The sequence below is a fragment of the Helicobacter sp. NHP19-003 genome (assembly GCF_019703305.1).
In the GTDB taxonomy this organism is placed as follows: Bacteria; Campylobacterota; Campylobacteria; order Campylobacterales; family Helicobacteraceae; genus Helicobacter; species Helicobacter gastrocanis.
The window spans coordinates 1,341,494-1,365,156 of the sequence record NZ_AP024814.1 but is presented as its reverse complement, the minus strand read 5'-3'; the positions used below and the strand labels follow the sequence as shown (position 1 = coordinate 1,365,156).

Here is a 23,663-nt window from a genome sequence, read left to right as displayed (position 1 = left end):
ATAATGACCATAGCAAGGAGTCATATGAGGGTTTAAAAACCAAAAGGGTTAGACTTGTGAATAAATCAGCACCGCACCTCCGCTTTAATCTCCCCTCTCTGTGTTTTTAGAGATTTGTACCGCTCCCCTTTTTACTTTCTTTTTTCTAGTTTGGGCGTTTTGTAAAAGGCGGGCGTGGGCATCTTTAATCTCGCTGGGCCAATCCTTACCCTGTTCTTGGACATTCCACTCGGGGTAATCTCCCATCATCTTGTGGTGATCCAACAAACACGCATTTTCTAAAAATTTATAGTTAATAGAAGCTTCAGGCACCCCATGTAAACTGAATAAGCCTTTTACATCAGCTTTAAAATTATCTTGGTAAATCATGTAGAACTCTATTTTTTTGCCCGATAAAATCGTGTGGTAAAGAAAATACCAAATCCCAAAACTCCTAATGCTAGGCCGTCCTTTCACGCCCCCGTCTCTATAAATGTGTAAAGTGCGCTTAATCCCCCCTTTGTCTTGCGAACCTCCAATTTTTTTAATGACTCCATCCACAACAATCAAATACACCCGGGCGACATTTTTCGTCAAAAGGCTTTGGGGTAGGGGGTTGTGGTTTTCATCTTTCAATTCTTTAAGGTAATTAAAATTAAGTCTTCTGTTGTGGGGTACAAGCTCTACATCTGCAATTTTGAAGGCTGTTTTCACTTTTGAAATGTGCATGCTCATTCCTTAATGATCATTCCTTAATGATCAAAAGCTCATGGGATTTTTTCACATATCCCTCATCGCCCCGCTCTAAGCGGTTTTTACCCATCCTCGTCTCCCCCTGCCCCATCGTGTATTGCCAAGCAAGTTCTACAATCTTAAAATCTTTGTAGGTTTCACGCACAAAAGCGCAATCATTGTAACTCAAAATAAAAGGTCCCGGACGCTCTTTAAGCATTTGGGCTAATGTGTTGTGGGCAAAGCCATTATGGTGGATGGGGAAGTTGCGCATGGGATAAATCCCCCTAAACATCTTAGAATCCCCCTCTAAGAAGTAGGGCGGGTCTAAATAGGCAAAGTCATCGGGGTAAGCCAACAACACCTGGGCAAAGTCCGCACATTGCACACTCAAAGTGGGGGCACTGAAGTTCTTTAACTTGGTTAGGGCGTTGTGGTAGCGTTTGGACTCTGTGTAAATCTTGCTCATCCAGCCTAAAAATCCGGGACCATAACTTAAGTTGAAGTTAAAATAATAATCCCTTGCTAAAGTGAGCGGGTCGAGCACGCACTCTTTTTTATAATGTGCCTTGAGTTCGACTTTAATGGTGTTGTAGGTTTCTTGGGTGGGTTTTAGGGCAAGCAGGGCGGTATAAAGGTGCTCTCTATCTGCCAAAAGTACTTGCCAAAAATTCACCAAAATATCAAAAATGTCAAACGCCAACACCTCTAAGCCTAATTCAGTGGCGCAAGCGATCTCCACACTCCCCCCACCCATGAAGGGGCTGATGACTCTTTTGACATTTGTTGGCATGTGCTCTAAGATCAAGCCCACCGCCAAAGACTTCCCCCCACCATAGCGCAAGGGGCTTTTGGTGTAGCGTTTGTAGCGTAATTTTTGAGATTTGAGATTTTCTAAGAAATGCGATTTTTTAAGTTGGTGCAAAGCGTGCCACCTAAGTGAATTGCCCCCCTCCAGCCCCCTTCTAAAAAGGCAAAAAGCAAAGGCAAGGGCTACATCATGCCGCCCATGCCTCCCATGCCGCCCATGCCTCCCATATCAGGCATGGCAGGAGAAGCAGGTTTGTCTTCTTTGACTTCGTGCACGGTGGCTTCGGTGGTTAAGAGCAAGCTAGAGACAGACACGGCGTTTTGCAAGGCAATGCGCGCCACTTTAAGGGGGTCAATGATCCCCGCTTTAAACATATCCACATACTCTCCATTGCTGGCATTAAAGCCAAAATGCGCCTCTTTGTGTTTTTCCACTTCATTGACCACCACGCCACGATCATAGCCCGCATTGGCCGCAATTTGGGCTAAGGGGGCTTTGATGGCACGCATGATGATTTCATAGCCCACTTTTTCATCGCCCTCTAGGTGTAAATGCACTTTTTGCGCCGCACGAATCAGGGCCGCACCCCCACCGATCACGATGCCCTCTTCTACGGCCGCTTTAGTGGCAGAGAGTGCGTCATCTACGCGATCTTTCTTCTCTTTCATTTCCACTTCAGAAGCCGCGCCGACTTTAATCACCGCCACGCCACCGCTGAGTTTTGCCAAGCGTTCTTGGAGTTTTTCTTTATCGTAGTCGCTGGTGGTGGATTCGATTTGGGTTTTGATTTGAGCGATGCGATCTTTGACATCGTGGGCTTTGCCCTTGCCATCTACAATCGTGGTGTTGTCTTTGTCGATCACAATGCGTGCTGCTACACCTAGATCGCTTGCATCGGCGTTTTCTAGGGTTTTGCCAAGTTCCTCAGAGATCACTTGCCCGCCGGTCAAAACTGCAATGTCTTTGAGCATTTCTTTGCGGCGATCGCCAAAGCCGGGGGCTTTCACAGCGGCGACATTGAGCACGCCCCTTAGTTTATTCACCACCAAAGTTGTGAGCGCTTCGCCCTCAATGTCCTCAGCGATGATCAAAAGGGGTTTGCCCTCTTTCATGGTGCGTTCAAGCAGAGGCAAAATGTCTTTCATGCTAGAGATTTTTTTATCCGTCAAAAGAATGTAGGCATTTTCTAGCTGGGTGGTCATTTTTTCGGCATTTGTAACAAAATAGGGGGAGAGATAGCCGCGGTCAAATTGCATGCCCTCAACCACATCTAATTCGTCTTCGATCCCTTTGGCTTCTTCTACGGTGATCACACCATCTTTGCCGACTTTTTCCATCGCATCGGCGATGAGCTTGCCGATTTTTTCATCGGAGTTGGCGGAGATGGTCGCCACTTGGGTGATTTCCTCCTTGCCACCCACTTTCTTGCTCGCTTTTTTAAGTTCAGCAATGATCGCCTCGCTGGCTTTGTCCATGCCCCTTTTGATTTCAATGGGATTAGCCCCTGCAGTGATGTTGCGTAAGCCCTCTTTGAAAATGCTGTAAGCGAGCACGGTGGCCGTGGTTGTGCCATCGCCAGCGGCATCGGCGGTTTTGCTCGCCACTTCTTTAACCAGTTGTGCGCCCATATTGGCTACAGGGCAAGCTAGTTCAATTTCCTTAGCCACGCTCACGCCATCTTTAGTGATGCTAGGCGCGCCATAGCTTTTTTGGATCAATACATTGCGCCCACGGGGCCCCATCGTGACTTTCACGGCATCGTGGAGTTGTTTCACGCCTTCAAAAAGTTTGTTGCGTGCAGTGTCTGCAAATTTAATTTCTTTGGTTGCCATTTCTTGTTTTCCTTTATCAAATTTTTAAATGCTTGGGTGTTCCACTCTTTTAGTGGTTGTGGCAGCAATTGCCCTCGTGTTTGTGATCGCCCTTGTGATCTTTATGGTCGTGTCCGTGGCAGCAAGAATCGACCACGCCCAGTACATCTTCTAACTCTAAGACCATGAACTCTTTCCCGCCTAAAACGATTTCAGTGCCTTTGTATTTGCCAAAAGCCACGACATCGCCCTCTTTGAGACACTTACAATCTTCGCTGATTTTGTGGCTCACGGCTTTCACCACGCCCATTTGGGGTTTTTCTTTAGCGTTGTCGGGGATGATGATCCCTGAAGCGGTTTTCTTTTCTTCCTCTAGTCTTTCAACTAGAACTCTTTCACCTAACGGTTTAAACATTGTGATCTCCTCAAGTTACGAAAATTAGCACTTAAAAAATTTAAGTGCCACGATTTTAGCTAAAAATTATGAGTAAGTCAAGGCTTAGGGCAATATTAAAATATTTAACTTAAGAAAATTGATAGTAAAAGGCTAAAGTTATCTACTATTAAGTTTGTAAAGTTTTGGGCTAAGTTGCCCTGTGCGCACCTTTAGGCAAAATCAAAGTTTCATATGCTAAATTTTTAAACATGATCACGCAGGAGTCTTTAGAACAACTCAAGCAAGTCGCCGACATCGTGGAAGTGGTGCAAGGCTATATTGCGCTTAAAAAAATCGGGAGCAACTACCAAGCGATTTGCCCCTTTCACGATGAAAAGACCCCTAGTTTTGTTGTCAACCCCCAGCGCAATTCTTTTAGATGTTATGGTTGCTCCAAATCGGGCAACGCTTTTACCTTTATCATGGAGTATGAAAAAGTAGACTTCCCCACAGCGGCGCAGAAATTAGCGGGTATATTCAATGTCCCCTTGCACTTCACCCACAGCAAAGAACCCGCGACAAATATGGACACCCTAGAACAAATCGCCCAGTGTTACCAAGCCCAGCTAACCAAAACTCCAAATGCCCTTGAGTATTTGCGCCAAAGGGGGGTTAGCCCCCAAAGCCTCAAGGATTTTTCTTTGGGCTTTTGTGCGCCCCCGAGCGTGATGGACTATATCCAAGCCCATAGGCTAGACACCAAAGCCCTTTTAGATTTGGGGGTTCTGGGACAAGACGATTCTAAAAAAGTCTTTGTGCGCTTTGCTAAGCGCCTTATGTTTGCCATCCATAACCCCAATGGTAAGGTTGTGGGCTTTGGGGGACGAGTGTTGCAAGAAAATGCACAGATGGCTAAATACATCAACTCCCCCCAAACCCCTCTTTTCAATAAATCTAAACTGCTCTATGGCTACTTCCAAGCCCGTCAAAATATTTTAAAAACCAGACAACTGATTTTGACCGAAGGCTATTTGGATGTGATCTTGCTACACCAAGCGGGCTTTAACACGGCGGTGGCCACTTTAGGCACAGCCCTAACCCCCGAGCATTTACCCATATTAAGTCGGGGCAACCCCTCCATCATCTTGCTTTATGATGGCGATAAGGCGGGGCGAGCGGCGGCGTTTAAGGCCAGCCAGCTTTTAGCCAAAGAGCTCAAAAGTGGGGGCGTGGTGCTTTTAACCCCTCCCCTTGACCCCGCAGATATGATTTTGCAAGGGCAGGCAGATGACCTAAAAGCTCTCTTAGCCCGCCCCATCCCCTTCATTGAGTTTGTCTTGCAGGGGATTGTCAAAGAGTTTAACCTAAACGACCCCTTGCAAAAGAAACAAGCCTTCGAGCAAATCCAAGCCTTTTTGCGCGATCTGCCCCCCATCGTGCAAGAAGACTACAAACCAATGGCGGCAAGTTTGTTGCAAACTTCTTTGCGCTTTTTTAACCCCCAAAAACCCAAACCACAACCCCTACAACCTTTAGCCCAACGCCCCATCAGCGACCCCCTAGAAGAGTTGTTGATTAAATACATGGCATTGTACCCCGAGTTGCTAGAGCGGGCAAAGGTCTACATCAAGCCCGAAGTCTTTAGACATTGCGCCCACGCCTTTGAGCTTTTATGCGCTTCTGAGCCCGAAGATGCGCAAATCGTTGCCATTAAATTAGACGAGAGATTGCCCATAGCAACCCCCCCCCACAAGGATTTTGACGCACAGCTTGTGCTCTTGACTAGACGCTACTTCGCCACACAATTAGAACAAACCAACTACCTTCACGCCGACCTAGAATTGAGTCAAAGGCTAGAAATGCTATCTTTGTGGCGGGCAAAGTTGCACCAATCCAATCAAGGAGAACTAGTCAAAGTATGAGAGCCTTAGCGTTATTTAGTGGGGGTTTGGATAGCTTGTTGTCCATGCACCTTGTCGCCTCACAAGGGATTGAAGTCCTTGCCCTGCATTTTAACATCGGGTTTGGGAGCAATAAGGACAAGAGAGAGTATTTGGAAAGAGCCAGCGCACAAGTGGGCGCAAAGTTGCTTTTATGCGACATTCAAGAGCAATTTTTTAACGATGTGTTGTTTAGCCCTAAATATGGCTATGGCAAGTATTTTAACCCCTGCATCGATTGCCACGCCAATATGTTTAGACAAGCTTTTTACAAACTTTTAGAACTTGAGGCGGATTTTGTCATTAGTGGAGAGGTGCTAGGCCAGCGCCCCAAGAGCCAAAGAAGGGAAGCGATGGATCAAGTCAAAAAGTTAGTGCGCGCCTTTGGACAAGAAAGTTGTTTTGATGGTTTGTTAGACCGCAGGGGCGATGACCCTAGCAAGCCCAAAACTTTAGATGAATTGTTGTTGCGTCCCATGAGTGCACGGCTTTTAGAGCCTAGCTTTGCAGAAAAGCAGGGGTGGGTGGATCGCTCTAAACTCTTAGGCGTGCAAGGGCGGGGGCGCACCGCCCAGCTAGGAAAGGTCAAAGAACTAGGCTTAGAACATTATGAAAACCCCGGTGGGGGGTGCTTGCTGACAGATTTGGGCGTGAGCCGCAAGCTCAAAGACTTGCAAGCGCACCGCCAAAGAACACAGCAAACAATGGTGGTGCAAGACAATGTGCTTGTCAAAGTGGGGCGCTACATGGTGGTCGGCAACACCCGTTTAATCGTGGCGCGCAATGAGTTAGAAAACGCCAAACTGGAATCCCCGCACCCATTGATGGATAAAATCACCTTACTAGATTGCAAAGGGCCTTTGGGGCTTGTGGAGAAATGCGCTAGTGCTGAAGAGAAAAAGTTGGCCGCCCAAATTGTGCTCAGTTATGCTAAAAGTGAGAGTGGTCGTTCTTATGGTGTGCAGGTGGGCGAAAAGGCCTTTAGCCTTAGCCCCCTTGAGAGAGAAAAGGCACAGGGCTATTTGTTTTTGACCTAATTTAAGGAGAGTAGATGCAAGACTTTATCGGCTTAGGGGTTGTGGGTAACTTTGCAAAGCATTTAGAGCAGGCGGGCGAAGCGCACAGTTTCATCAACATGAAACACATTGAAAAAGACGCACCCAAAGGACTTTTTCCTTTTTATTTGCCCAATGATCCAAGCTATTTGGGGCGTTATTGCATGGATAATGAAGTCATGGTCTTGCCCGATGATTTGAGTTTGCGGGCGCAGGCTGAGCCAGAGATCGCCCTAGAATGCGAAATCACCTACAACGACAAACACTTGGTAGAGAGCATCATACCCCGCTATTTCATGGCGTTTAACGATGGCTCGATCCGTAACTTTCCCGCCAAAAGACTATCCGCTAAGAAGAATTTTTCTAGGGCTTCTAAGGGCATGGGGGCGAAGTTGCCCATCGATCGCTTTGTCTATGGAGGGGTGTGTAACGACTATTCGATCGCCTCGTTTTTAACTAGAGAAGGGCAAACCCATGTTTATGGCGAGAATTCCAAACTCGTCAAATACGAATACTTTTACGACAAGCTTTTAAGCTGGATGGTGGAAATGCTAAACACCCAACAAGACACGGGGACTTTGGAGAACCTTCAAGAAATTTTAAGGACTTACAATTACCCCTCCAAATTTTTAATCGCCATCGGTGCCACGCCCTACATGCCCTTTGCCCAAGAGCATTTTCTACAACAGGACGACACCATCACCATCATCGCCTACAACCACCGCCGCTACAGTTTTGACAAGATTTTAGACATGGTGTCTTCTAACACTTTATTGCAAGCCTCTTTAGCCGACACCTCCATTATCCAACAAAAGGTACTTTTGGAAAGCATTGACTGAATTGACCTGTCTTTTTTGTGAATAAAATACACAAGCTAGAGTTTTTAAAAAATTATTAAGCAATTTGAGCTTAAAATTATTTCCAAATTTATTAATAAAGGGTAAACATGAAACAAAAACAGACCATCCTCGATCCGAACCACGAATTTAATCAACTCAAACAAGAATACATGCGCCGAGAGGTGGCTTACGCCACCTATTTGAGAGAAAGCAAAAAGCAACTCTACGGGTGCAAAGATGTTTTAGAGCGGCACGCCTTCTTTGTGAATCGTTGTAAGGCTTATAAACCCTTGAGCGACATTTACATGCGCTTGCGCTCTGTGTCTAAACAATGTAAAATCGGTATGCAATCCATCCGCGAATCTTTTGAAAAGTTTAGGCGCACCCACAACAACACTCTAACCTCTATCAAACGCTACGAAAGCAAATTACAACGCATCAAAGAAGGCAAGCTCCCCACAGACTGGGAGTAGTTTAAAGTAGGGTGATTTTGCGCCCGCCGGGCACACACCGCCCGACAATCTCCGCTTTGATCCCCTCGTCTTTCAGTTTCTCCACACACTCTAGCCCCTCTTTGGCCCCCAAAGCCACGAGTAAACCCCCAGAAGTCTGTGCATCATAGAAAAGAATATCGGGTAAATTTGTGTAACTTTGTACTTGCTCTTGCAAGGCTTTTTTATTCGCCACACTGCCCCCCGGATACACCCCCTCTTTGGCTAAGTCTAAAGCCCCTTTTAAAAGGGGGACTTGCTCCGAGTTGATCTCAAAAGAGATTTCAGGGCTTAGCATTTCTGCCAAATGCCCCACAAGTCCAAAACCCGTAATGTCCGTGCAAGCATGTACACTAAAATTTTGCAAAATTTGCATAGCTTTGAAATTTAAGCTTGCCATGCTCTCTAGGGCGTGGGGAGCTTCTTTTAAAACCTTGCGCTTTAGGGCGGTGGTGAGTATCCCACTGCCTATTGGTTTGGTGAGGATCAGCACATCGCCCGCGTCTGCCCCCTTGTTGCGCCACAAGGACTTTTCTATAAGCCCCGTAACGCTCAGGCCAAATTTTTGCTCCACATCGCTGAGACTATGTCCGCCTAAGAGCGCACAAGAGCATTCATTTAACTTGTCTAACGCCCCTTGCATGACCTCTTGCACGCTAGTGGCACTGACATGTTCTTGATCCCACGCTAGGATACTGAGCGCACTGATCGCGCGTGCCCCCTTAGCAAACACATCACTTAGGGCGTTGGCGGCGGCGATTTGCCCGTAAAGATAGGGGTCATCAACTACAGGAGGGATCACATCCACACTTTGCACAAGCACAGCCCCCCCCACCTCTATCGCTCCGCAATCATCCCCATCGCTAAAATCTAAGAGTACGCCTTTTAAGCGGGGTTGTTTGAGCTTGGCCGTGATTTGTTTGAGGTCATCCAGACCCACTTTAGCCGCTCAACCCGCACAGCGCACAAACTGCGTCAATTCTTCAGCCATGACCTTCCCTAGAAATGGTTTTAGCCTTTGTGCCCACCGCTGTAGAGCCACTAGGCAAGTCGCCCACAACCACGGCATTTGCGCCGATTTTGACATCATCGCCGATTGTGATCGCTCCCAAGACCTTAGCCCCAGCCCCCACGACCACCCGATCGCCTAGCGTGGGGTGGCGTTTGCCTTTAAGTTTGCCCGTACCGCCTAATGTAACGCCGTGATAAATCGTAACATCATCCCCAATTTGTGTGGTTTCTCCGATCACCACACCCATGCCATGGTCAATGAATAAGCCCCTGCCAATCTGTGCCCCCGGGTGAATCTCAATCCCGGTTAAAAAGCGGCTAAATTGCGAGAGCGCGCGGGCGAGAAAATAAAAGTGTTTTTTATACAGGGCGTGGGCAAGGCGGTGAAAGATCAGGGCATGCACACCCGGATAGAGCAACAACACCTCTAATTTATTGCGTGCAGCTGGGTCTTGCTCTAAAGCCCGCTCTAGGCTATAGGCAAGATCAATCATCATAAAGCCCGGTGGACATGTATTTTTCTCCGCCATCTGCCGCCAAAGCCACCACGGATTTACCCTGACCAAGTTTGCGCGCCACTTGCATGCCAGCAAAGATCGCCGCCCCTGAGGAAATCCCCACTAAAATCCCCTCTTTTTGCCCAAAGAGCCGTGCTGTGTGGATCGCATCCTTTTCATCGACCGCGATCACCTCATCCACCACACTTGCATCGTAATTGCCCGGGATAAAACCCACGCCAATTCCCTGGATTTTATGGGGGCTGTGCTGTCCTCCTCCTAAAATGGGCGATTGTGCCGGCTCTACAGCGATGATCTTTGCCTTATGTCCGTTCTCTTTAAACTTGCGCCCCACGCCCGCGATTGTCCCCCCTGTACCCACGCCCAAAACCACGGCATCCACCTCAGGCAAGTCCCATAAAATCTCTTCGGCGGTGGTGCTGTAGTGCTTGTTGGGGTTAGCCGGGTTCTCAAATTGCTGGGGGATGAAATGCCCGGGATTTGCGCCGATCTCCAAAGCTTTATCGATCGCTCCCTTTGTGCCTAAAGACCCCGGGGTCAACACCAACTCGGCTCCATACGCCTTAATGAGCGCACGCCGCTCAATGCTCATGGTGTCAGGCATAACGATGATGACTTTGTAGCCTTTAAGTAAGCCAATCAAGGCTAGGGCGATCCCCGTGTTGCCGCTTGTAGGCTCAACGATGGTCATGCCCTCTGTAAGCCAGCCGTTTTTCTCGGCTTGCTCGATCATGCCCCATGCTGCCCGATCTTTCACACTCCCCCCGGGGTTAAACTTCTCTAATTTGACATACAAATCCCCTGCCCCCTCTTCTAAAAGTTTGCTGGTCTTTAAAACAGGGGTGTTGCCGATCAAGTCTAAAGTGTTTTTGTAAATCATGATAGCCTTTCTTAAGCGTTGAAGGGAATGGTCCTCAAATATTCTAGCCCTTGGGGCGTTCTGTGGTCTAAAAACACGCTCTGTCTTGTGTCCATTGTGGCGATTTGGGCGAAATCCTCTGTATCTAAATGGAAGTCAAAGATTTGGGCGTTCTCTGTGATCCGCTCGATCTTAGCCGACTTAAACAAAGCCACAACGCCCTTTTGTGTGATCCAGCGCAAGATCACTTGGGCGGGGCTTTTGTGGTGTTTATGGGCGATCTTTTGCAACACGGGGTGGTTAAAAATGTCCTTTTGCCCCTCAGCAAAGGGCGACCACGCTTGGGGTTGCACTTTATGCTCTTGCATGAACTCTAAATCGTGCTGCCTTTGGAAAAAGGGGTGCATTTCAATTTGATTGACAACGGGGGGGATTTGATGGAAGGCGAGCATGTCGGCTAGGCGATCGGGGTAGAAGTTACTCACCCCGATTGTGCGGATTTTGCCCTCTTGATGCATGGCCTCTAGGGCGCGGTAAGTGCCGTAGTAGTCGTTGAAGGGCTGATGCACCAACACCAAATCTAAATAATCTAAGCCCATTTTTTGCAAGGATTTTTCCACAGATGCCCTAGCCCTCTGCTCACCGGCGTTGCTAAACCAAACCTTCGTGGTGATGAATAACTCTTCACGGGGGACACTGGTTTTATTGACCGCTCGCCCCACGCCCGCCTCATTGCCATACATTTGGGCGGTGTCGATCAAGCGGTAACCCTTAGCAATCGCCTCTAAAACGACTTTTTCACACTCTGTATCGGGGATTTGAAACACCCCCAAACCCAACAGGGGCATTTTCACTTGGTGATTCAAGGCAACAAATTCCATGACTTCTCCTTATCAAATGAGTCTCCACCTTAACACAAAAACGCTAACTCCGCTCTAAAAATAAATCTTTTTCGCTGATTTGTGCCCCCTCACTCAAAATCGCCGCCCGCTCTACTACAGAGAGTAATTCTCTAATATTGCCATGCCATGTGTAACTCAGCAGGCACTCTTTGGCTTGTGCGCTAAAGCTTTTTGTGCCCAAATCATAGGCGCACAACACTTCTTGCAACTTCCACTCGGCTAAGGGCAAAATCTCTTCCTTGCGTTCTTTTAGGGGGGGGATTTTAAGGGGGATGGTGTGTAGCCTAAAAAATAAATCCTCTCTAAATTCTTTGGCCTGGATTTTCTCTTGAATTTGCGTGTTTGTGGCAGAGATGAAGCGCACATCGATTTTAATGGGCTTGTGGCTGCCTAGGCGCACAATCTCTTTTTCTTGGATCGCCCTTAAGAGCTTGCTTTGTAACTTTAGGGGCATTTCGCTGATTTCATCTAAAAACACGCTCCCCTTGTGTGCACTCTCAAATAAGCCCGCTTTCGCACTCGTGGCATCTGTGAAAGCCCCCTTTTCATAGCCAAAGAGCTCGGATTCTAGTAAATGCTCGGGGATCGCTGCCATGTTGATCGCCACAAAGGGCGCGCCCTTGCGTTTGGAGTTCTCGTGGATAAAGTGGGCAAAAACCTCTTTGCCCACCCCGCTAGGGCCTTGTAAAAACACGCTCGCATCGGTGATGGCTGCTTTCAGGGCTTGCTTTTTGACCACCTCTAGAGCCTGCGAAGTGGCGATGAAAAATTCTTTTTTGCAAGCTTTATTCACGGGGTGGATTTTATGAAACTCTAGGACTTTCTTGCTGCGGTAAATGGACTCTAAAAGCAATTCGGGCTTGAAGGGCTTTTGGAAAAAGTCTTTCACTCCTAAGCGGATCGACTCGATGGCCTTATTCAGCGTGGCGTTGCCCGTGATCACAATCGCCTCAAAACGCCCCTCTAGTTTGCGTAAAAATTCTAGTCCGTCCATTTGGGGCATGTTGATGTCCGTGATGATGAGCTCAAAGCTTTCATCAATGGATTTGAGCGCATCTTTAGGGCTTTTAAAGGCGATGACTTCCAAGTCCTCGTGGTCGCTAAAAAAGAGCTCCAAACTCTTGCGCATGTTGATGTCGTCTTCCACAATGGCGATTTTCATTTTTCTCCCTTCTCATAAATTTCTAGCACCAACAGCCCCCCCTCTAAATGCACGCGCGCCGGGGTGTGTATGTCTAGGCTGGCTTGGTTTTGGTTTTGTAGTCGGCTGTTAAAACCGCTGGCTTGCACCCAAACACCACTTTTATACAGACAATCCACGACCGCATTTTGGTAGCTCTTGAGTAAAATGTCTAGCAAATAAGGCTTTTGGGGGGGGCTTAATTTGGGCTCACTCACGGGGATATCGCAAGTGTAGCTGGCGTTGTGGGGGTGTTTTTTGAGCGCATGGCTTAGCCCAAATGCCTCGTTTGTGGCGATGCCGTTGTGTGTTTGTATGCGGTAAGAGAGGATAAACTCTTCCCCCACACACAGCCTAGTCAAAACAAATAGACAGAAAAAAACTCTATTCCACTTCATTTTCTTTCGGGCAAGTGTTCGTATAAACCACACCATCGCCCTCCACGCTCACAAGTTTCACACCGCTGGCGTTGCGCCCCGTTTCTCTAATGCTGTCCATGGGCATGCGAATCATCTTACCGCTCTTGGTTAAAAGCATTAAATCTTGGCTCTCATCCACGCTCACAATGCCGACCAAGTCGCCTGTTTTTTGGGTGATTTTCATGGCAATCACACCCATACCGCCCCGCCCTTGCAAGCGGTAAGCCCCCGCCAAAGTTTGCTTGCCCATGCCCTTAGAGCTCACACTGAGTAATTTTTCTTGCTCGCTAGAGATCACGCCCCCCCCGATCACCTCATCGCCGGCTCTTAGGCGCATGCCAATGACCCCTCTAGCCACCCGTCCGATCTCCCTAACCCCCTCTACGCCAAAGCGGATACAAAACCCCTTAGAGCTTGCCATGAACAACTCTTGCGTGTTGGAGTTTAAAATTTGTGCCGTAACGAGCGCATCGTCCTCATCAAGCACAATCGCCCGCACCCCGCCCCTAACACGCCCAAAGGCGCTTAAATTTGTGCGTTTAATCAAGCCCTTTTTGGTGAAAAAGACGAGGGATTTATCGGGGCTAAAGTCGGCGGTAGAGAGAGTCGCTTTGATGCTCTCCCCGGGCTGTAGGTCTATAAGATTGACTAAAGCCTTGCCGATGGCACCGCGCCCCATTTCAGGGATGCGATAGACTTTAAGCCAATAAAGTTGCCCCATGTTTGTTACAAATAAAATCGTGTCGTGGGTGTTGGCGCTGAAGAAAAACTCAATGAAGTCGTCCTCATGCGTGTTGCCCGAGATTTTGCCCTTACCGCCTCTTTTTTGTTGCTCATAGACTTTTAAGGGCATGCGTTTGACATAGCCTCTGTGGCTCACTGTAACGACCATGTCCTCATGGGCGATCAAATCCTCAGCACTTAAGCCCTCGTAATCTTCTTCAATTTGGGTTTTTCGTGGGGTGCTAAATTTCTCTTTGACCTCTAAAAGTTCCTCTTTAATCAAGGCGTTTAATTTGTCGGCGTGTTCTAAAATGCCTTGCAAATAGGCGATTTGGGCTTGCAATTCTGTATGTTCTCGCTGGATTTTCTCTTGCTCCAGCCCTGTGAGTCGTTGCAAACGCATTTCTAAAATCGCTTTGCTCTGTTCCTCGCTAAGGTTGTGTGCTTTGGCCAACGCCTCTTTAGCCCCCAACGCATCGGTACTGCCTTTAATGAGGGCGATCACTGCCTCGCTGTTTTGTAAGGCAACTAATAAGCCTTCTAAAATATGCATCCTTGCCCTTGCCTTTTCTAGCTCAAAAATGGTGCGCCGAATGACAATGGTCTTTCTGTGGAGTAAAAAGAGTTTTAAGAGTTCTAAAAGCGTAAAAATACGGGGTTCTTTGTTGTAAATGGCGAGCATGATCATGCTAAAGGTGCTTTCCATGTTGCTTGACTTGTAAAGGTGGTTGAGCACAATTTGCGCCACTGCGTCCTTTTTAAGGTCGATCACCACCCTAACCCCCTCACGATCGGATTCATCCCGCACCTCGGCGATCCCCTCCACGATCTTATCCTTGGCCAATTCGCTGATTTGCTCCACCAATTTAGCCTTGTTGGTTTGGTAGGGGATTTCCTCGATAATGATACTTTCCCTACTACCCGTCTTTTCAAAGCGGGTTTTGGCGCGCACTTTAATGCGCCCCCTGCCCGTGCTGTAGGCCTCTAAGATTCCTTGCTTACCATAGATCACGCCCCCTGTGGGGAAGTCAGGACCTTGCACGGTGTCCAAAATCTCTAAGAGCTCGGCTTGGGGGTTTTCAAGCACACAGATCAACGCGTCTATGATTTCATCGGGGCGGTGGGGGGGGATGGAGGTTGCCATCCCTACAGCAATCCCACTAGAGCCATTGATCAAGAGATTAGGCAGTCTGCTAGGTAAAATGTCGGGCTCGCTTAGCGTGCTGTCGTAGTTGTCGCTAAAATCCACGGTCTGTTTTTCAATGTCTCTCAGCAATTCTTCGCTCGCACCTGCCATGCGCGCCTCTGTGTAACGCATGGCGGCGGCGTTGTCGCCATCGATCGAGCCAAAATTACCCTGCCCATCAACTAAGGGCAAACGCATCGAAAAGTCTTGCGCCATACGCACTAGAGCCTCATAAACCGCACTATCGCCATGCGGGTGGTATTTACCGATCACATCGCCCACAATGCGCGCGCTCTTTTTATAAGGCACTTTCGCCCCCAAGCCTAGCTCGTGCATGGCATAGAGTATGCGTCTGTGCACGGGTTTTAGCCCATCTCTGGCATCGGGCAAGGCACGCCCGACAATCACGCTCATCGAGTAGTCTAAATAACTCTCTTGTAAAGACTCCTCAATTTTGACATCCCTAATTTCCATTCACTCTCCTAAAAGACAAAATAACCCCCCCACACAAGGATAAAAAACACCAACGCCACAAACTGCGCCGCACTGCCCATATCTTTAGCCTTTTTGGCCAAGGGGTGTTTATGTGTGCCTGTAAAATCCACGGCATTTTCAATCGCGCTGTTGAGCAATTCCACGATTAGGCACAATGTCCCGGGCAAAATTAAAAGCACGAATTGTATAAACGAGTGTGCTAAAAAACACGCCCCAATAAAACCCCCTAAGGCTAAAAGCACCACCTGCCTAAAGGCAGGTTCATCCGCAAACGCCGCTTTTAGCCCCGCTTTTGAGTAAAGCCACGCTTGTAAAAGGCGTTTCATGGCAAAACTTTTAGGCTAAAGTGGGGCAAGTACGCCCAAATCTCTTTAAAGTTTCTCAAATCCGTCCAACGCTTGAAGGGGGCGTTTTTATTGACAAGTTCAAAGCCCACATGGTCGCTCTTGTTGTTGGCAAAATCTAAAAACTTTTGCGACAAGTCCTGTGCCTTTGCCACTTCATTTTGCAAGCCTGCCACCAAGAGTCCGACTAAAATCGTGCCTTTAAACGAGCGGGCAATGTCTTTTAGGGCTTTATCGTAAGCCTGCAGGTTAAAATGGGGGTTTTTAATGTCCCCGCTTTTTTGCAAAAGTGGGTAGAGCAAAGAGCGCATGTCTTTAGACGACACCTTAAAACCCACTTGCTCGATCAAGACCTCTAAATCTTTGGTGGGCGAGTCCTTGCCTAAGAGATTTTTGAGGCTCACGGGTTTGTTGCCCTCTTTAAAGCGGGCATTGAGCGAAAACTCATAGGCGGCTTTGGGGTTTTTGAGCTCACAAGCATTTTGCCCAATTAAGGTGTCCTTTAAACTCAAATCTAAAAGACAATGCGCGCTCGTGGGTTGCCACGCCTCTTTGGTGTAGATGGTGGGGACATCGAGCTTGAAGCGCAAAGCGTTTGCCTTAACCTCCTCTAGGGCGACTTTAATCTCCTCCGTTTGTTTGGCGATGCCCGCACTTTGGCAGACAATGTTTTTAAACCCATGGCATTTAAAGGGTTTGGCGTGGATATTTGTGGCGAGGCGGTTTAAACTCTGCTCTAGCTTGTGTTTGACATCAGCACTTAACTTCAAGCCCACACCCAAAAGCACCACACACAAAAGCCCACCCATACCTAAGACAATGAACATGAATTTTTTACGCATTAAAAGGCGATGTCCAATTCTATACTGCCGATGTTGTGGTTTTGGCGTTGGTCTTTAAAGGTCTTGCTTAAATCAATGGCACTAAAAGCAAAGCGCCACCCTTTGTAAAGAATCGCGACTCCCACTTGGGCATCGTAGAGAAAATAAGGCAACTGTGTGATGTTGTGAGTCTGTGGGTCGTTGCCTTGCACAAAAATGTCTAAAGGCTGAAACGAGCCCATCGCCCCCGCAAAGAGGTAGAAAGAAAAGCGGTTGCTGTAAGGCTCGCCCCCGGCAAAGTTGCTGTGGATTTGGTTAGGTCCAAAGTCGGCATCTAAATTATAGCCCACCCGCAAAGTTGTGCCTAGATTAAAGTTAGTCAAGGCGTTGCCTAAACTAAAGCTAGCGGCGGGCAGCATGTCTATGCTAAAAAAACGGCTTTTATAAAAGTCGAGTTTTTGTATCCAAGTGTAGTTCAGCTCAAAAATGAATTCGTTCTTAATTTGGCTATTCCAGCCTAGAAACTTGGGGTCATGCCCCCATGTGTGGATGAGATTTTGCGTCTGCGCAGCCAAAGATGCGGGGCCAACCATGCCAAAGGACACGCTCGTGTGTTCTAAAGAGTGGGCACTCCGTTGGAAAATCCCAAAGTTTAAACGCAACCACCCCCCATAAAGGTGCTCACCTTTAAGCGGCATGGGCAGTTTGCGGTTGGCTAGAGTGGGGGTGTACATGTCTTGGGTGAGGTAGATGTTAAAGCGGGTTTCTCGCTCTTTTTTGCCTTGCAAACTCACAAAGCGCGCCCAAGACATGGGCGATTTTTTCTTAAAGGCGTATTCTTTGCTCACCCAGCCGATTCGCGTACCCGCTGTGTAGTAGCGGTCAATGTAGGGGTTGATGTAGCCATCGTCTTCGGTGATCAACTGTACATACCCCTTGTGGTAGGGTGTGAGTGCCTTGAGCGAGCAAAAAAGGACACAAAAAAGGGGCAAACGCGGTCTCATTTGTCTAGTATAGCCAAAAAACCCCTAGCGGGGGCTTATAGGGTGATGTAGTCCATCTCCATCGGGCGTTGGTGTTGTAAAATAAAAGATTTGGACTTTTCCACACCCTCAGAAGTGCCGATCATCAAAAGTTTAGACTCGCTGGCGATGATTGCCTCCCCATCGGGCATGGGGATGTAGCGCCCATCTTTTTGGATGATGCCGATGATAAAGACTTTTGTGATCTCCCTAAAATGCGCCTCTTTGAGCTTGCGCTGCACCAGCCAACTCTCCTTAGGCACGATCACCTCCTCTAAATCCAGCAAGGTGTCTTTTTTGTAAATGAATTTTTCTAGGATGTTCTCCATGTCGGGGCGGATCGCCATCGCGCTCACCCTTTGCGCCATCAGTTTCGTGGGCGACACCACGCTGTCTGCCCCTAGTTTTTTCAATTTCTCCAAGCCCTCATCGGTGTGGGCGCTGGCGATCACATAGTAGGGCTTGCGCTTCAATTCCTTTTCAAAGAGCCGCACACTCACAATCAGCGCCACATTGACGGGCAAAATCTCTGAGAAAGTTACAACCCCCCTTGCACTGCTTAAATGGGTTTTTAACATGGCTAAATTCGTGTGTGGGTCGCCCACAATGTAGTGGGGGTATTTGTGTTTGATCGCCTCTTCTTCAAAGCCCTCTTTGTTGTCCACCACGACAAAGGGGATTTGTGCACTCCTAAATTGTTTGCTGAGTTCAATCGTGTACTCGTTATGGTAGCAAATGACATAGTGGTTTCTGAGCCTTGCGATTTTGTAAATCATTTTTTTCTCCCGAATGAGCCTAGATAAAACGCCCTTATTGATGACGCTGATTAAGACGGCAACGCTAAAGGTTACAACCCCCGTACCGCAAAACATGATGATGGAAGTGAAAAAGACGCTGATCGTGCCAAAGTGGCTTTCATTCAGTGCCCCAAAACCTGTAGAAGTGAAGGTGTAGGTGGTTTGGAAAAAGGCTTGGATGAGGGTGTAATCCTCTAGGGCTAAATAGCCCAAAGTCCCCACCAACACGAAACATTGGATCAAAACTAGAGGGAGTCTAAAAACCTCAAATTGTTCGTAAATCTCGGCGTTTAAATTGTAATCTGCCTTGACTTTCTTTTTTTTAACAGAAGAGAGAAATCCCTTAACTTTTTGCAACATTAAAGGACACCCTAATCCGCCTATTTGCTCTTACGCATGGTCCTTAAAGTGGAAGTGGCGACTTTGATTTTTTGTTTTGTCCCATCCTCTAGGGTGATGCGGATGGTGTGTAGGTTGGGTAACAAACGCCTTTTGTTCTTGTTGTTGGCGTGACTCACACGGTTACCCACCATCGGTCCCTTGTGGCTCAACACACATCTTCTAGCCATGAATGCTCCTTTTGCAAAATAAAGGGAGCATTATACCCAAGTTGCGCTTAAATTAGTGCGTAGGCTGCTTGGCAGATTTGTCATCGCCCTCCATGATCCCCTGTGGTTTGGGGGTGCTCGCGCTCATTACGGGCAAATCGGGGTAAATGATGGTGGGCTTTTTACCGGTTAAAGCGTTGAAGAAGGTGGCGATTTTTTGCGCCTCTTCATCGTTGATGGTGATGCCCAATTGGATCGCCCCCATTTCTTTGATCGCGTCTTTGATGTCCCAATATTGCCCATTGTGGAAGTAGGGCATGGTTTCTAGGACATTGCGCAAAGTGGGGACTTTGACCATGCCGTTTTTATCCCCCTTGAAGTCGCCCACATTGGCAAATTTATAGGGAGCGGCCACTTGGAAAGGTTGCATCATCCCGCCCAAATTAATGCCATTGTGGCATCCCGCACAGCCCTTATCTAAGAACACCTTTAAGCCCTCTTGCTCTTGACGGCTCATCGCCTTAGTGTTGCCCCTTAAAAAGTCGTCGTAGCGGCTCGGTGTTACTAGGGTCGCCTCGAACATGGCGATCGTGTCGGTGATGAGGTTGAGATCGATTTTAATGTTGTTGCCATAGGCGCGTTTAAAGGCTTTGACATAGCCGGGCATGGAATTGATCTTGGCCTCCACGATTTTAGGATCGGCGTTCATCTCTACGGGGTTGCTAATAGGGCCTTTGGCCTGCTCGTCTAGGTGCGCCACCCGCCCATCCCAAAACTGCACAGTGTTGAACACAGAGTTATACACCGTGGGGGAGTTTAAAAAGTGAGGGTTGGGCTTCCAGCCCTCGCCCACAGCCCTAGACACCAAATCCACGCCCGCTAGCCCCAAATTATGGCAGGTGTTGCAAGAGATCAAGTAAGAAGTGGAGATTCTGGGGTCTAAGTAGAGCTTTTTGCCCAGCTCAATTTGCCCCTTTGTCATCACTGCCCCCTTATACGCCAAACCCAATTCTCTCACCCTTTGCTCCAAATATTTGTCTAAGTCCTTGCCTGTGGGCATGGGGACTAAATGCGCCTCTAGGGCTTTTTTAATGAGCCCTGTGCTGTCCGTTTTCTTCTGTGCACACAAAGGTACGCTTAGAGCAAGAAACGCACATAAAGAAGTTTGTAAAATTTTTGGCATAAAAATCCTTTGGTTTGTATTTTTGCAAAGCAAGTTAGTATTTTAACACAAAACCCCGCCTCATTAACAAAAAATGTTAAAATACCCGCTATGAAAAAGCTTTTTTTGCTAGAGGATGATTTTTTGTTGCATAAAGTCCTGGCGGAGTTTTTGGAAAATGCAGGCTTTGCACTCACAGGGGCGTATAACCAAGCCCAAGCTTTAAAAATTTTAAGCCAGCAAAGTTTTGATCTCTTGCTTTTAGACATCCAGCTTCCCGAGGGCGATAGCTTTGGGGTGCTAGAAACTTTAAGGGACTTAAACATCAGTACTCCTGCAATTTTCATCAGTGTGCGTAGCGACATCCACGCTTTGCGCAAGGCCTTTGCTGTAGGGGCGAGCGACTACCTTAAAAAGCCTTTTGATCTAGAAGAGTTGCGCTTGCGTATGGAGCGCTTGCTTACGCCCCCCAGGCTACAGATTAGCCCTGAGTGCTTTTATGAAAATGGGGTGTTGCACACCGACAAGCCCCACTTCTTAAGCCCCAAAGAAAAACGCCTTTTAGAATTTTTCATCCGCCATAAAAACCAAGTTTTGGGCAGCGAGCAAATCATCGCCAATGTGTGGGACTATGAGGGTGTGGATGGCTCAACTCTGCGCAGCCACATTAAAAACCTACGCAAACTCTTAGGCAAAGAGCAACTACAAAATATTAAAGGGTTAGGCTATTGTTTAAAAATTCCATGAAACTCAACACTTATGAAAAGCAGTCCTTGCGCCGTTTTGTGGGGCTGTATTTGGGCTCGTCTTTTGTGCTCATTGTTTTCATCGCCCTGTTGTTTTTGCACAACGCCAAAAGCATTTTTCTAGAAACGACCGAGTCTAGGCTACAAAGTGCCAGCAACCAGCTCACCCAAGACATCATACAAGCCCACATGCACCACTTGGACGAGCCTTTCAAGACTCTAGCGCACAAATACAGCCATTTGCACTTTGCGCTCTTAGATGCGGCTAAACATGTGCTTTACAACCACGACTTTGGCAATGCCACAAGTTTGGCTTTCTTTGGCAAGGATGGTCCCTTTCCCGTGTTTTTAGATCAAGAAAACGCCTTTTACTTGGTCGATAACAAGACCTTTGGGCATTTGGGCGTGGATTTGGTGATCTTAGAAGAAGAACACCCCACGCATTTATTCACCGCTTTATACCGCCGCGTGTCTGTGGTGTTTTTGGGGGTGTTTGCCTGTGTGGGGGTGCTCTCTTTCTTTTTGGCCCGTTTGTTTTTACAGCCCATAGCTAGTGAACGCAGCCGCATCAACACCTTCAGCCAAAACATCGCCCACGAACTCAACACCCCCATCGCCGCGTTACTCATCGCTGCCAAAGCCCTGCATAAACAAACAAACGACCCCAAAGTGTTGGGGATTTTAGCCAGCGCTAAACGCATCTCCCACCTTTACGAACGCCTGGCGTATCTCTACTTTCAAGAATTGCGCCAAGAAGAGCCTAGATTGCTAGATTTGCAAAGCCTCATCGCGCAGCAGATCGCCGCGTTGGAGCAAATGGCGCATTTTTACCATGTGCGCTTAACAAGCCAGCTAGAATCCAAGACCTTTAAGGCCTGTGAAGAAGACATCGTAACCTTAGTGAGCAATCTCTTGATGAACGCCCTCAAATACAACCAGCCCGGGGGCTTTGTTGAGGTGCTTTTAAACGATTGCTTGCAGGTGAGTAACAGTGGGGCAGCCATTCCTGAGTCTAAAATCAAATCCCTCACCGAGCGCTACAGCCGCCTAGACTATGAGAAAAAAGGCTATGGAATCGGCTTGGACTTGGTGCGGCAAATTTGCGCGCGCTACAGCCTTAAGCTTGAGATTGAAAGCCAGCCCACCAGCGACCCCCACCAATTTTGCAATGTCTTTAAAGTGTATTTTAATTCCTAGAGAGCAAAGCCGCTAAAGTTTGGCGCGCCCTTGCATTGCCCATTTTTTGCGCCCGTCTAAAACACTCCATCGCCTTGTCTAAATCTTGCACCCCTCCGTACTCGCCCTGGTAGTAAATCACACCCATGTTATACATCGCATCCGAACTGCCTAAATTCGCTGCTTTGTCAAAGTATTCTAGGGCTTGCTGTATGTCCTTTTGGACACCCTCGCCCTTGCTATACATCACGCCCAAGTTGTAGCAATCCTTGACAGAGCCTAGCCGTGCCGCCTCGCAAAAACACTCAAAAGCCTTTTGGGGGTCTTTAGGCACGCCCTTACCCACATGGTAGAGCGCGCCCAAGTGGTGCATTGCGGCCGCGTTGCCCAAAGCCCCCGCTTGCTCGTAATGGCCAATAGCTCTAGAGATGCTCCTTTCCACCCCACGGGCGTATTCATACATCATTCCCAAACTATAATGCGCCTTGTCATCGCCTAGTTTAGCCGCTTCTTGGAAGTTTTCAAAGGCTTGAGTGTAGTCCTTTTTCACCCCAAGCCCCCTGCTGTAGATCACGCCCAAGTTGTAGTAAGCCTTGGCGTAGCCTAAGTTTGCGGATTTTAAGAAGTATTCTAGGGCTTTCTTTGTGTCCTTTTGCATGCCATCCCCACTAGCATAGACCACGCCCAAGTTATAGAGCGTCTGTGCCTTTTGTGTGGCTGTTTGATCTTCCATCGCGTTTAAATTGCCGACCGCCTTAGCATCGCCCAAATCGGCGGCTTGTTGGTAGTAGGCAAGGGCTTTAAACTTGTTCTGTTCCACCCCCTTACCCGTACGATAGAGCGTGGCTAAACTGCAAAGCGCCTCAGAATCGCCCATGCTGCCCGCTTCTTGATAGAGCTTGATCGCCTCTTTCATGTTCTTATCCACCCCATCCCCGCTTTCATACATGGCGGCTAAGGTGTAAGTCGCCTTAACAAAGCCTAACTTCGCCGCCTCTTTTAAAAACTCTTTGGATTTTGCGCTGTCTTTGGCGATCCCCTCCCCACTTTCACACATGATGGCTAAATTATAAAACGCCTTGGCATCACCCAACTTCGCCGCCTCTTTGAAATAGTCTAGGGCTTTGGTGCTGTTTTTTACCATCCCCTGCCCCTCGTAATACATGGTGCCTAAACTCACCAACGCCTTGACACTGCCAAGCTTAGCCGCCTTTTCATAACACTCTATGGATTTTTGATAATCCACCCCCACGCCCCTTCTGCCTGTACGGAACATCAAGGCAATGTGGTTAAGAGCGTGGGTGTCCTCTAAATCCGCTCCCTTTTGGAAGTAGTGGAGGGCTTTTTGGGAGTCTTTTTTCACCCCTCGCCCTAGGTCATACATCACGCCCAAATTCACAAACCCTTGGCTATCGCCCAAATCGGCGGCTTTTTGGAAGTAGTGCAGGGCTTTATCCTCATTGGTTTCTACACCCTTGCCTCCCGCATAGATCACACCCAAGCCCACCAATGCCCGTGTGCTGCCTAAATTGGCGGCGTAGGTGAAATTCTCCAAAGCCGTGGGGTAGTCTTGCTCTTTGTAGGCCTTGTTGGCCTTGTTTAAATACTCTTGATACTCCCGATACTCTTGATAGCTCTCTTCTTTTTCTTGGGTTTGGCAGTCTAACTCTTCTCCTAGGGTTTCTTCTTCGTTGCGGTCGTCTTCAAACGCCTTTGCCAT

24 protein-coding genes are annotated in these 23,663 nt (G+C 47.9%); 6 read left to right on the top strand and 18 right to left on the bottom strand.

Going from position 1 to position 23,663, the window contains the following annotated elements; genetic code table 11:
• Positions 1-84 precede the first annotated feature (84 nt).
• From K6J72_RS07075 to groES, 4 genes are all read right to left on the bottom strand, one after another.
• Positions 85-708 carry a GIY-YIG nuclease family protein gene (locus tag K6J72_RS07075; protein WP_221279388.1) on the bottom strand — a complete coding sequence of 208 codons (624 nt, stop codon included), beginning with the start codon at positions 706-708 and terminating at the stop codon, positions 85-87.
• Between the two features lie 16 nt (positions 709-724).
• On the bottom strand, positions 725-1,636 hold the full coding sequence (locus K6J72_RS07070) for a DNA adenine methylase (protein ID WP_221279387.1): 912 nt from the start codon (positions 1,634-1,636) through the stop codon (positions 725-727).
• Between the two features lie 68 nt (positions 1,637-1,704).
• Positions 1,705-3,354 carry a chaperonin GroEL gene (gene groL / locus K6J72_RS07065; protein WP_221279386.1) on the bottom strand — a complete coding sequence of 550 codons (1,650 nt, stop codon included), beginning with the start codon at positions 3,352-3,354 and terminating at the stop codon, positions 1,705-1,707.
• Positions 3,355-3,403: 49 nt separating this feature from the next.
• Positions 3,404-3,748, bottom strand: a complete 345-nt coding sequence (gene groES, locus K6J72_RS07060) for a co-chaperone GroES (protein WP_221279385.1) — start codon at positions 3,746-3,748, stop codon at positions 3,404-3,406.
• 230 nt (positions 3,749-3,978) lie between these two features.
• On the opposite strand from groES, the gene dnaG reads away from it, so the two are divergent.
• The 4 genes from dnaG to K6J72_RS07040 all read left to right on the top strand — a co-directional run bounded on the left by dnaG (position 3,979) and on the right by K6J72_RS07040 (position 8,016).
• Positions 3,979-5,631 carry a DNA primase gene (gene dnaG, locus K6J72_RS07055; RefSeq protein WP_221279384.1) on the top strand — a complete coding sequence of 551 codons (1,653 nt, stop codon included), beginning with the start codon at positions 3,979-3,981 and terminating at the stop codon, positions 5,629-5,631.
• The gene (locus K6J72_RS07050; RefSeq protein ID WP_221279383.1) at positions 5,628-6,686 is read left to right on the top strand and encodes a 7-cyano-7-deazaguanine synthase; all 1,059 of its coding nucleotides are present in this window, start codon (positions 5,628-5,630) and stop codon (positions 6,684-6,686) included. The genes dnaG and K6J72_RS07050 overlap by 4 nt, the downstream gene beginning before the upstream one ends.
• Positions 6,687-6,700: 14 nt before the next feature.
• Positions 6,701-7,543 carry a DUF5718 family protein gene (locus K6J72_RS07045; protein WP_221279382.1) on the top strand — a complete coding sequence of 281 codons (843 nt, stop codon included), beginning with the start codon at positions 6,701-6,703 and terminating at the stop codon, positions 7,541-7,543.
• Positions 7,544-7,650: 107 nt separating this feature from the next.
• A complete protein-coding gene (locus K6J72_RS07040; protein WP_221279381.1) occupies positions 7,651-8,016 on the top strand; it encodes a serine protease in 366 nt (121 codons plus the stop codon).
• A gap of 1 nt (position 8,017) precedes the next feature.
• Here K6J72_RS07040 and selD read toward each other — a convergent pair whose 3' ends face one another.
• Genes selD through K6J72_RS06975 form a run of 13 tightly spaced genes read right to left on the bottom strand, consistent with a single transcriptional unit; the run spans position 8,018 to position 20,042 of the window.
• On the bottom strand, positions 8,018-8,974 hold the full coding sequence (gene selD, locus K6J72_RS07035) for a selenide, water dikinase SelD (protein ID WP_221279380.1): 957 nt from the start codon (positions 8,972-8,974) through the stop codon (positions 8,018-8,020).
• A gap of 43 nt (positions 8,975-9,017) precedes the next feature.
• On the bottom strand, positions 9,018-9,539 hold the full coding sequence (gene epsC / locus K6J72_RS07030) for a serine O-acetyltransferase EpsC (protein WP_221279379.1): 522 nt from the start codon (positions 9,537-9,539) through the stop codon (positions 9,018-9,020).
• The gene (cysK, locus tag K6J72_RS07025) at positions 9,532-10,443 is read right to left on the bottom strand and encodes a cysteine synthase A (RefSeq protein WP_221279378.1); all 912 of its coding nucleotides are present in this window, start codon (positions 10,441-10,443) and stop codon (positions 9,532-9,534) included. The genes epsC and cysK overlap by 8 nt, the downstream gene beginning before the upstream one ends.
• Before the next feature lie 11 nt (positions 10,444-10,454).
• Positions 10,455-11,303, bottom strand: coding sequence for an aldo/keto reductase (locus K6J72_RS07020; protein WP_221279377.1), 849 nt, complete (start codon positions 11,301-11,303; stop codon positions 10,455-10,457).
• Positions 11,304-11,346: 43 nt separating this feature from the next.
• Entirely contained in the window at positions 11,347-12,486 is a 1,140-nt protein-coding gene (locus tag K6J72_RS07015) for a sigma-54-dependent transcriptional regulator (protein WP_221279376.1), read from the bottom strand.
• Positions 12,483-12,851, bottom strand: coding sequence for a hypothetical protein (locus K6J72_RS07010; protein WP_221279375.1), 369 nt, complete (start codon positions 12,849-12,851; stop codon positions 12,483-12,485). Before K6J72_RS07010 ends, K6J72_RS07015 begins: the two co-directional genes overlap by 4 nt.
• Before the next feature lie 37 nt (positions 12,852-12,888).
• Positions 12,889-15,306 carry a DNA gyrase subunit A gene (gyrA, locus tag K6J72_RS07005; protein WP_221279374.1) on the bottom strand — a complete coding sequence of 806 codons (2,418 nt, stop codon included), beginning with the start codon at positions 15,304-15,306 and terminating at the stop codon, positions 12,889-12,891.
• A gap of 8 nt (positions 15,307-15,314) precedes the next feature.
• The gene (locus tag K6J72_RS07000; RefSeq protein ID WP_221279373.1) at positions 15,315-15,653 is read right to left on the bottom strand and encodes a diacylglycerol kinase; all 339 of its coding nucleotides are present in this window, start codon (positions 15,651-15,653) and stop codon (positions 15,315-15,317) included.
• Complete coding sequence (locus tag K6J72_RS06995; protein ID WP_221279372.1) at positions 15,650-16,513, bottom strand: hypothetical protein; 864 nt, start codon at positions 16,511-16,513, stop codon at positions 15,650-15,652. Before K6J72_RS06995 ends, K6J72_RS07000 begins: the two co-directional genes overlap by 4 nt.
• Positions 16,513-17,496: a lipid A deacylase LpxR family protein gene (locus tag K6J72_RS06990; RefSeq protein WP_221279371.1), complete on the bottom strand. Its 984-nt coding sequence runs from the start codon at positions 17,494-17,496 to the stop codon at positions 16,513-16,515. Before K6J72_RS06990 ends, K6J72_RS06995 begins: the two co-directional genes overlap by 1 nt.
• 35 nt (positions 17,497-17,531) lie before the next feature.
• The gene (locus K6J72_RS06985) at positions 17,532-18,671 is read right to left on the bottom strand and encodes a potassium channel family protein (RefSeq protein WP_260320564.1); all 1,140 of its coding nucleotides are present in this window, start codon (positions 18,669-18,671) and stop codon (positions 17,532-17,534) included.
• Positions 18,672-18,691: 20 nt separating this feature from the next.
• Positions 18,692-18,880 carry a 50S ribosomal protein L28 gene (rpmB, locus tag K6J72_RS06980; RefSeq protein ID WP_221279370.1) on the bottom strand — a complete coding sequence of 63 codons (189 nt, stop codon included), beginning with the start codon at positions 18,878-18,880 and terminating at the stop codon, positions 18,692-18,694.
• A gap of 52 nt (positions 18,881-18,932) precedes the next feature.
• Positions 18,933-20,042 (bottom strand): cytochrome-c peroxidase, encoded by a 1,110-nt coding sequence (locus K6J72_RS06975; protein ID WP_221279369.1) that lies wholly within the window; start codon positions 20,040-20,042, stop codon positions 18,933-18,935.
• A 123-nt stretch (positions 20,043-20,165) separates the two neighbouring features.
• Here K6J72_RS06975 and crdR point away from each other — a divergent pair, with 123 nt between their 5' ends.
• Together crdR and K6J72_RS06965 are read left to right on the top strand one after the other, a co-directional pair.
• Positions 20,166-20,768 carry a copper response regulator transcription factor CrdR gene (gene crdR, locus K6J72_RS06970; RefSeq protein ID WP_279346959.1) on the top strand — a complete coding sequence of 201 codons (603 nt, stop codon included), beginning with the start codon at positions 20,166-20,168 and terminating at the stop codon, positions 20,766-20,768.
• Positions 20,750-21,964: a sensor histidine kinase gene (locus K6J72_RS06965; protein WP_221279367.1), complete on the top strand. Its 1,215-nt coding sequence runs from the start codon at positions 20,750-20,752 to the stop codon at positions 21,962-21,964. The genes crdR and K6J72_RS06965 overlap by 19 nt, the downstream gene beginning before the upstream one ends.
• On the opposite strand, the gene K6J72_RS06960 is transcribed toward K6J72_RS06965, so the two are convergent.
• The gene (locus K6J72_RS06960) at positions 21,954-23,663 is read right to left on the bottom strand and encodes an SEL1-like repeat protein (RefSeq protein WP_221279366.1); all 1,710 of its coding nucleotides are present in this window, start codon (positions 23,661-23,663) and stop codon (positions 21,954-21,956) included. The two genes, K6J72_RS06965 and K6J72_RS06960, sit on opposite strands and share 11 nt — an antisense overlap.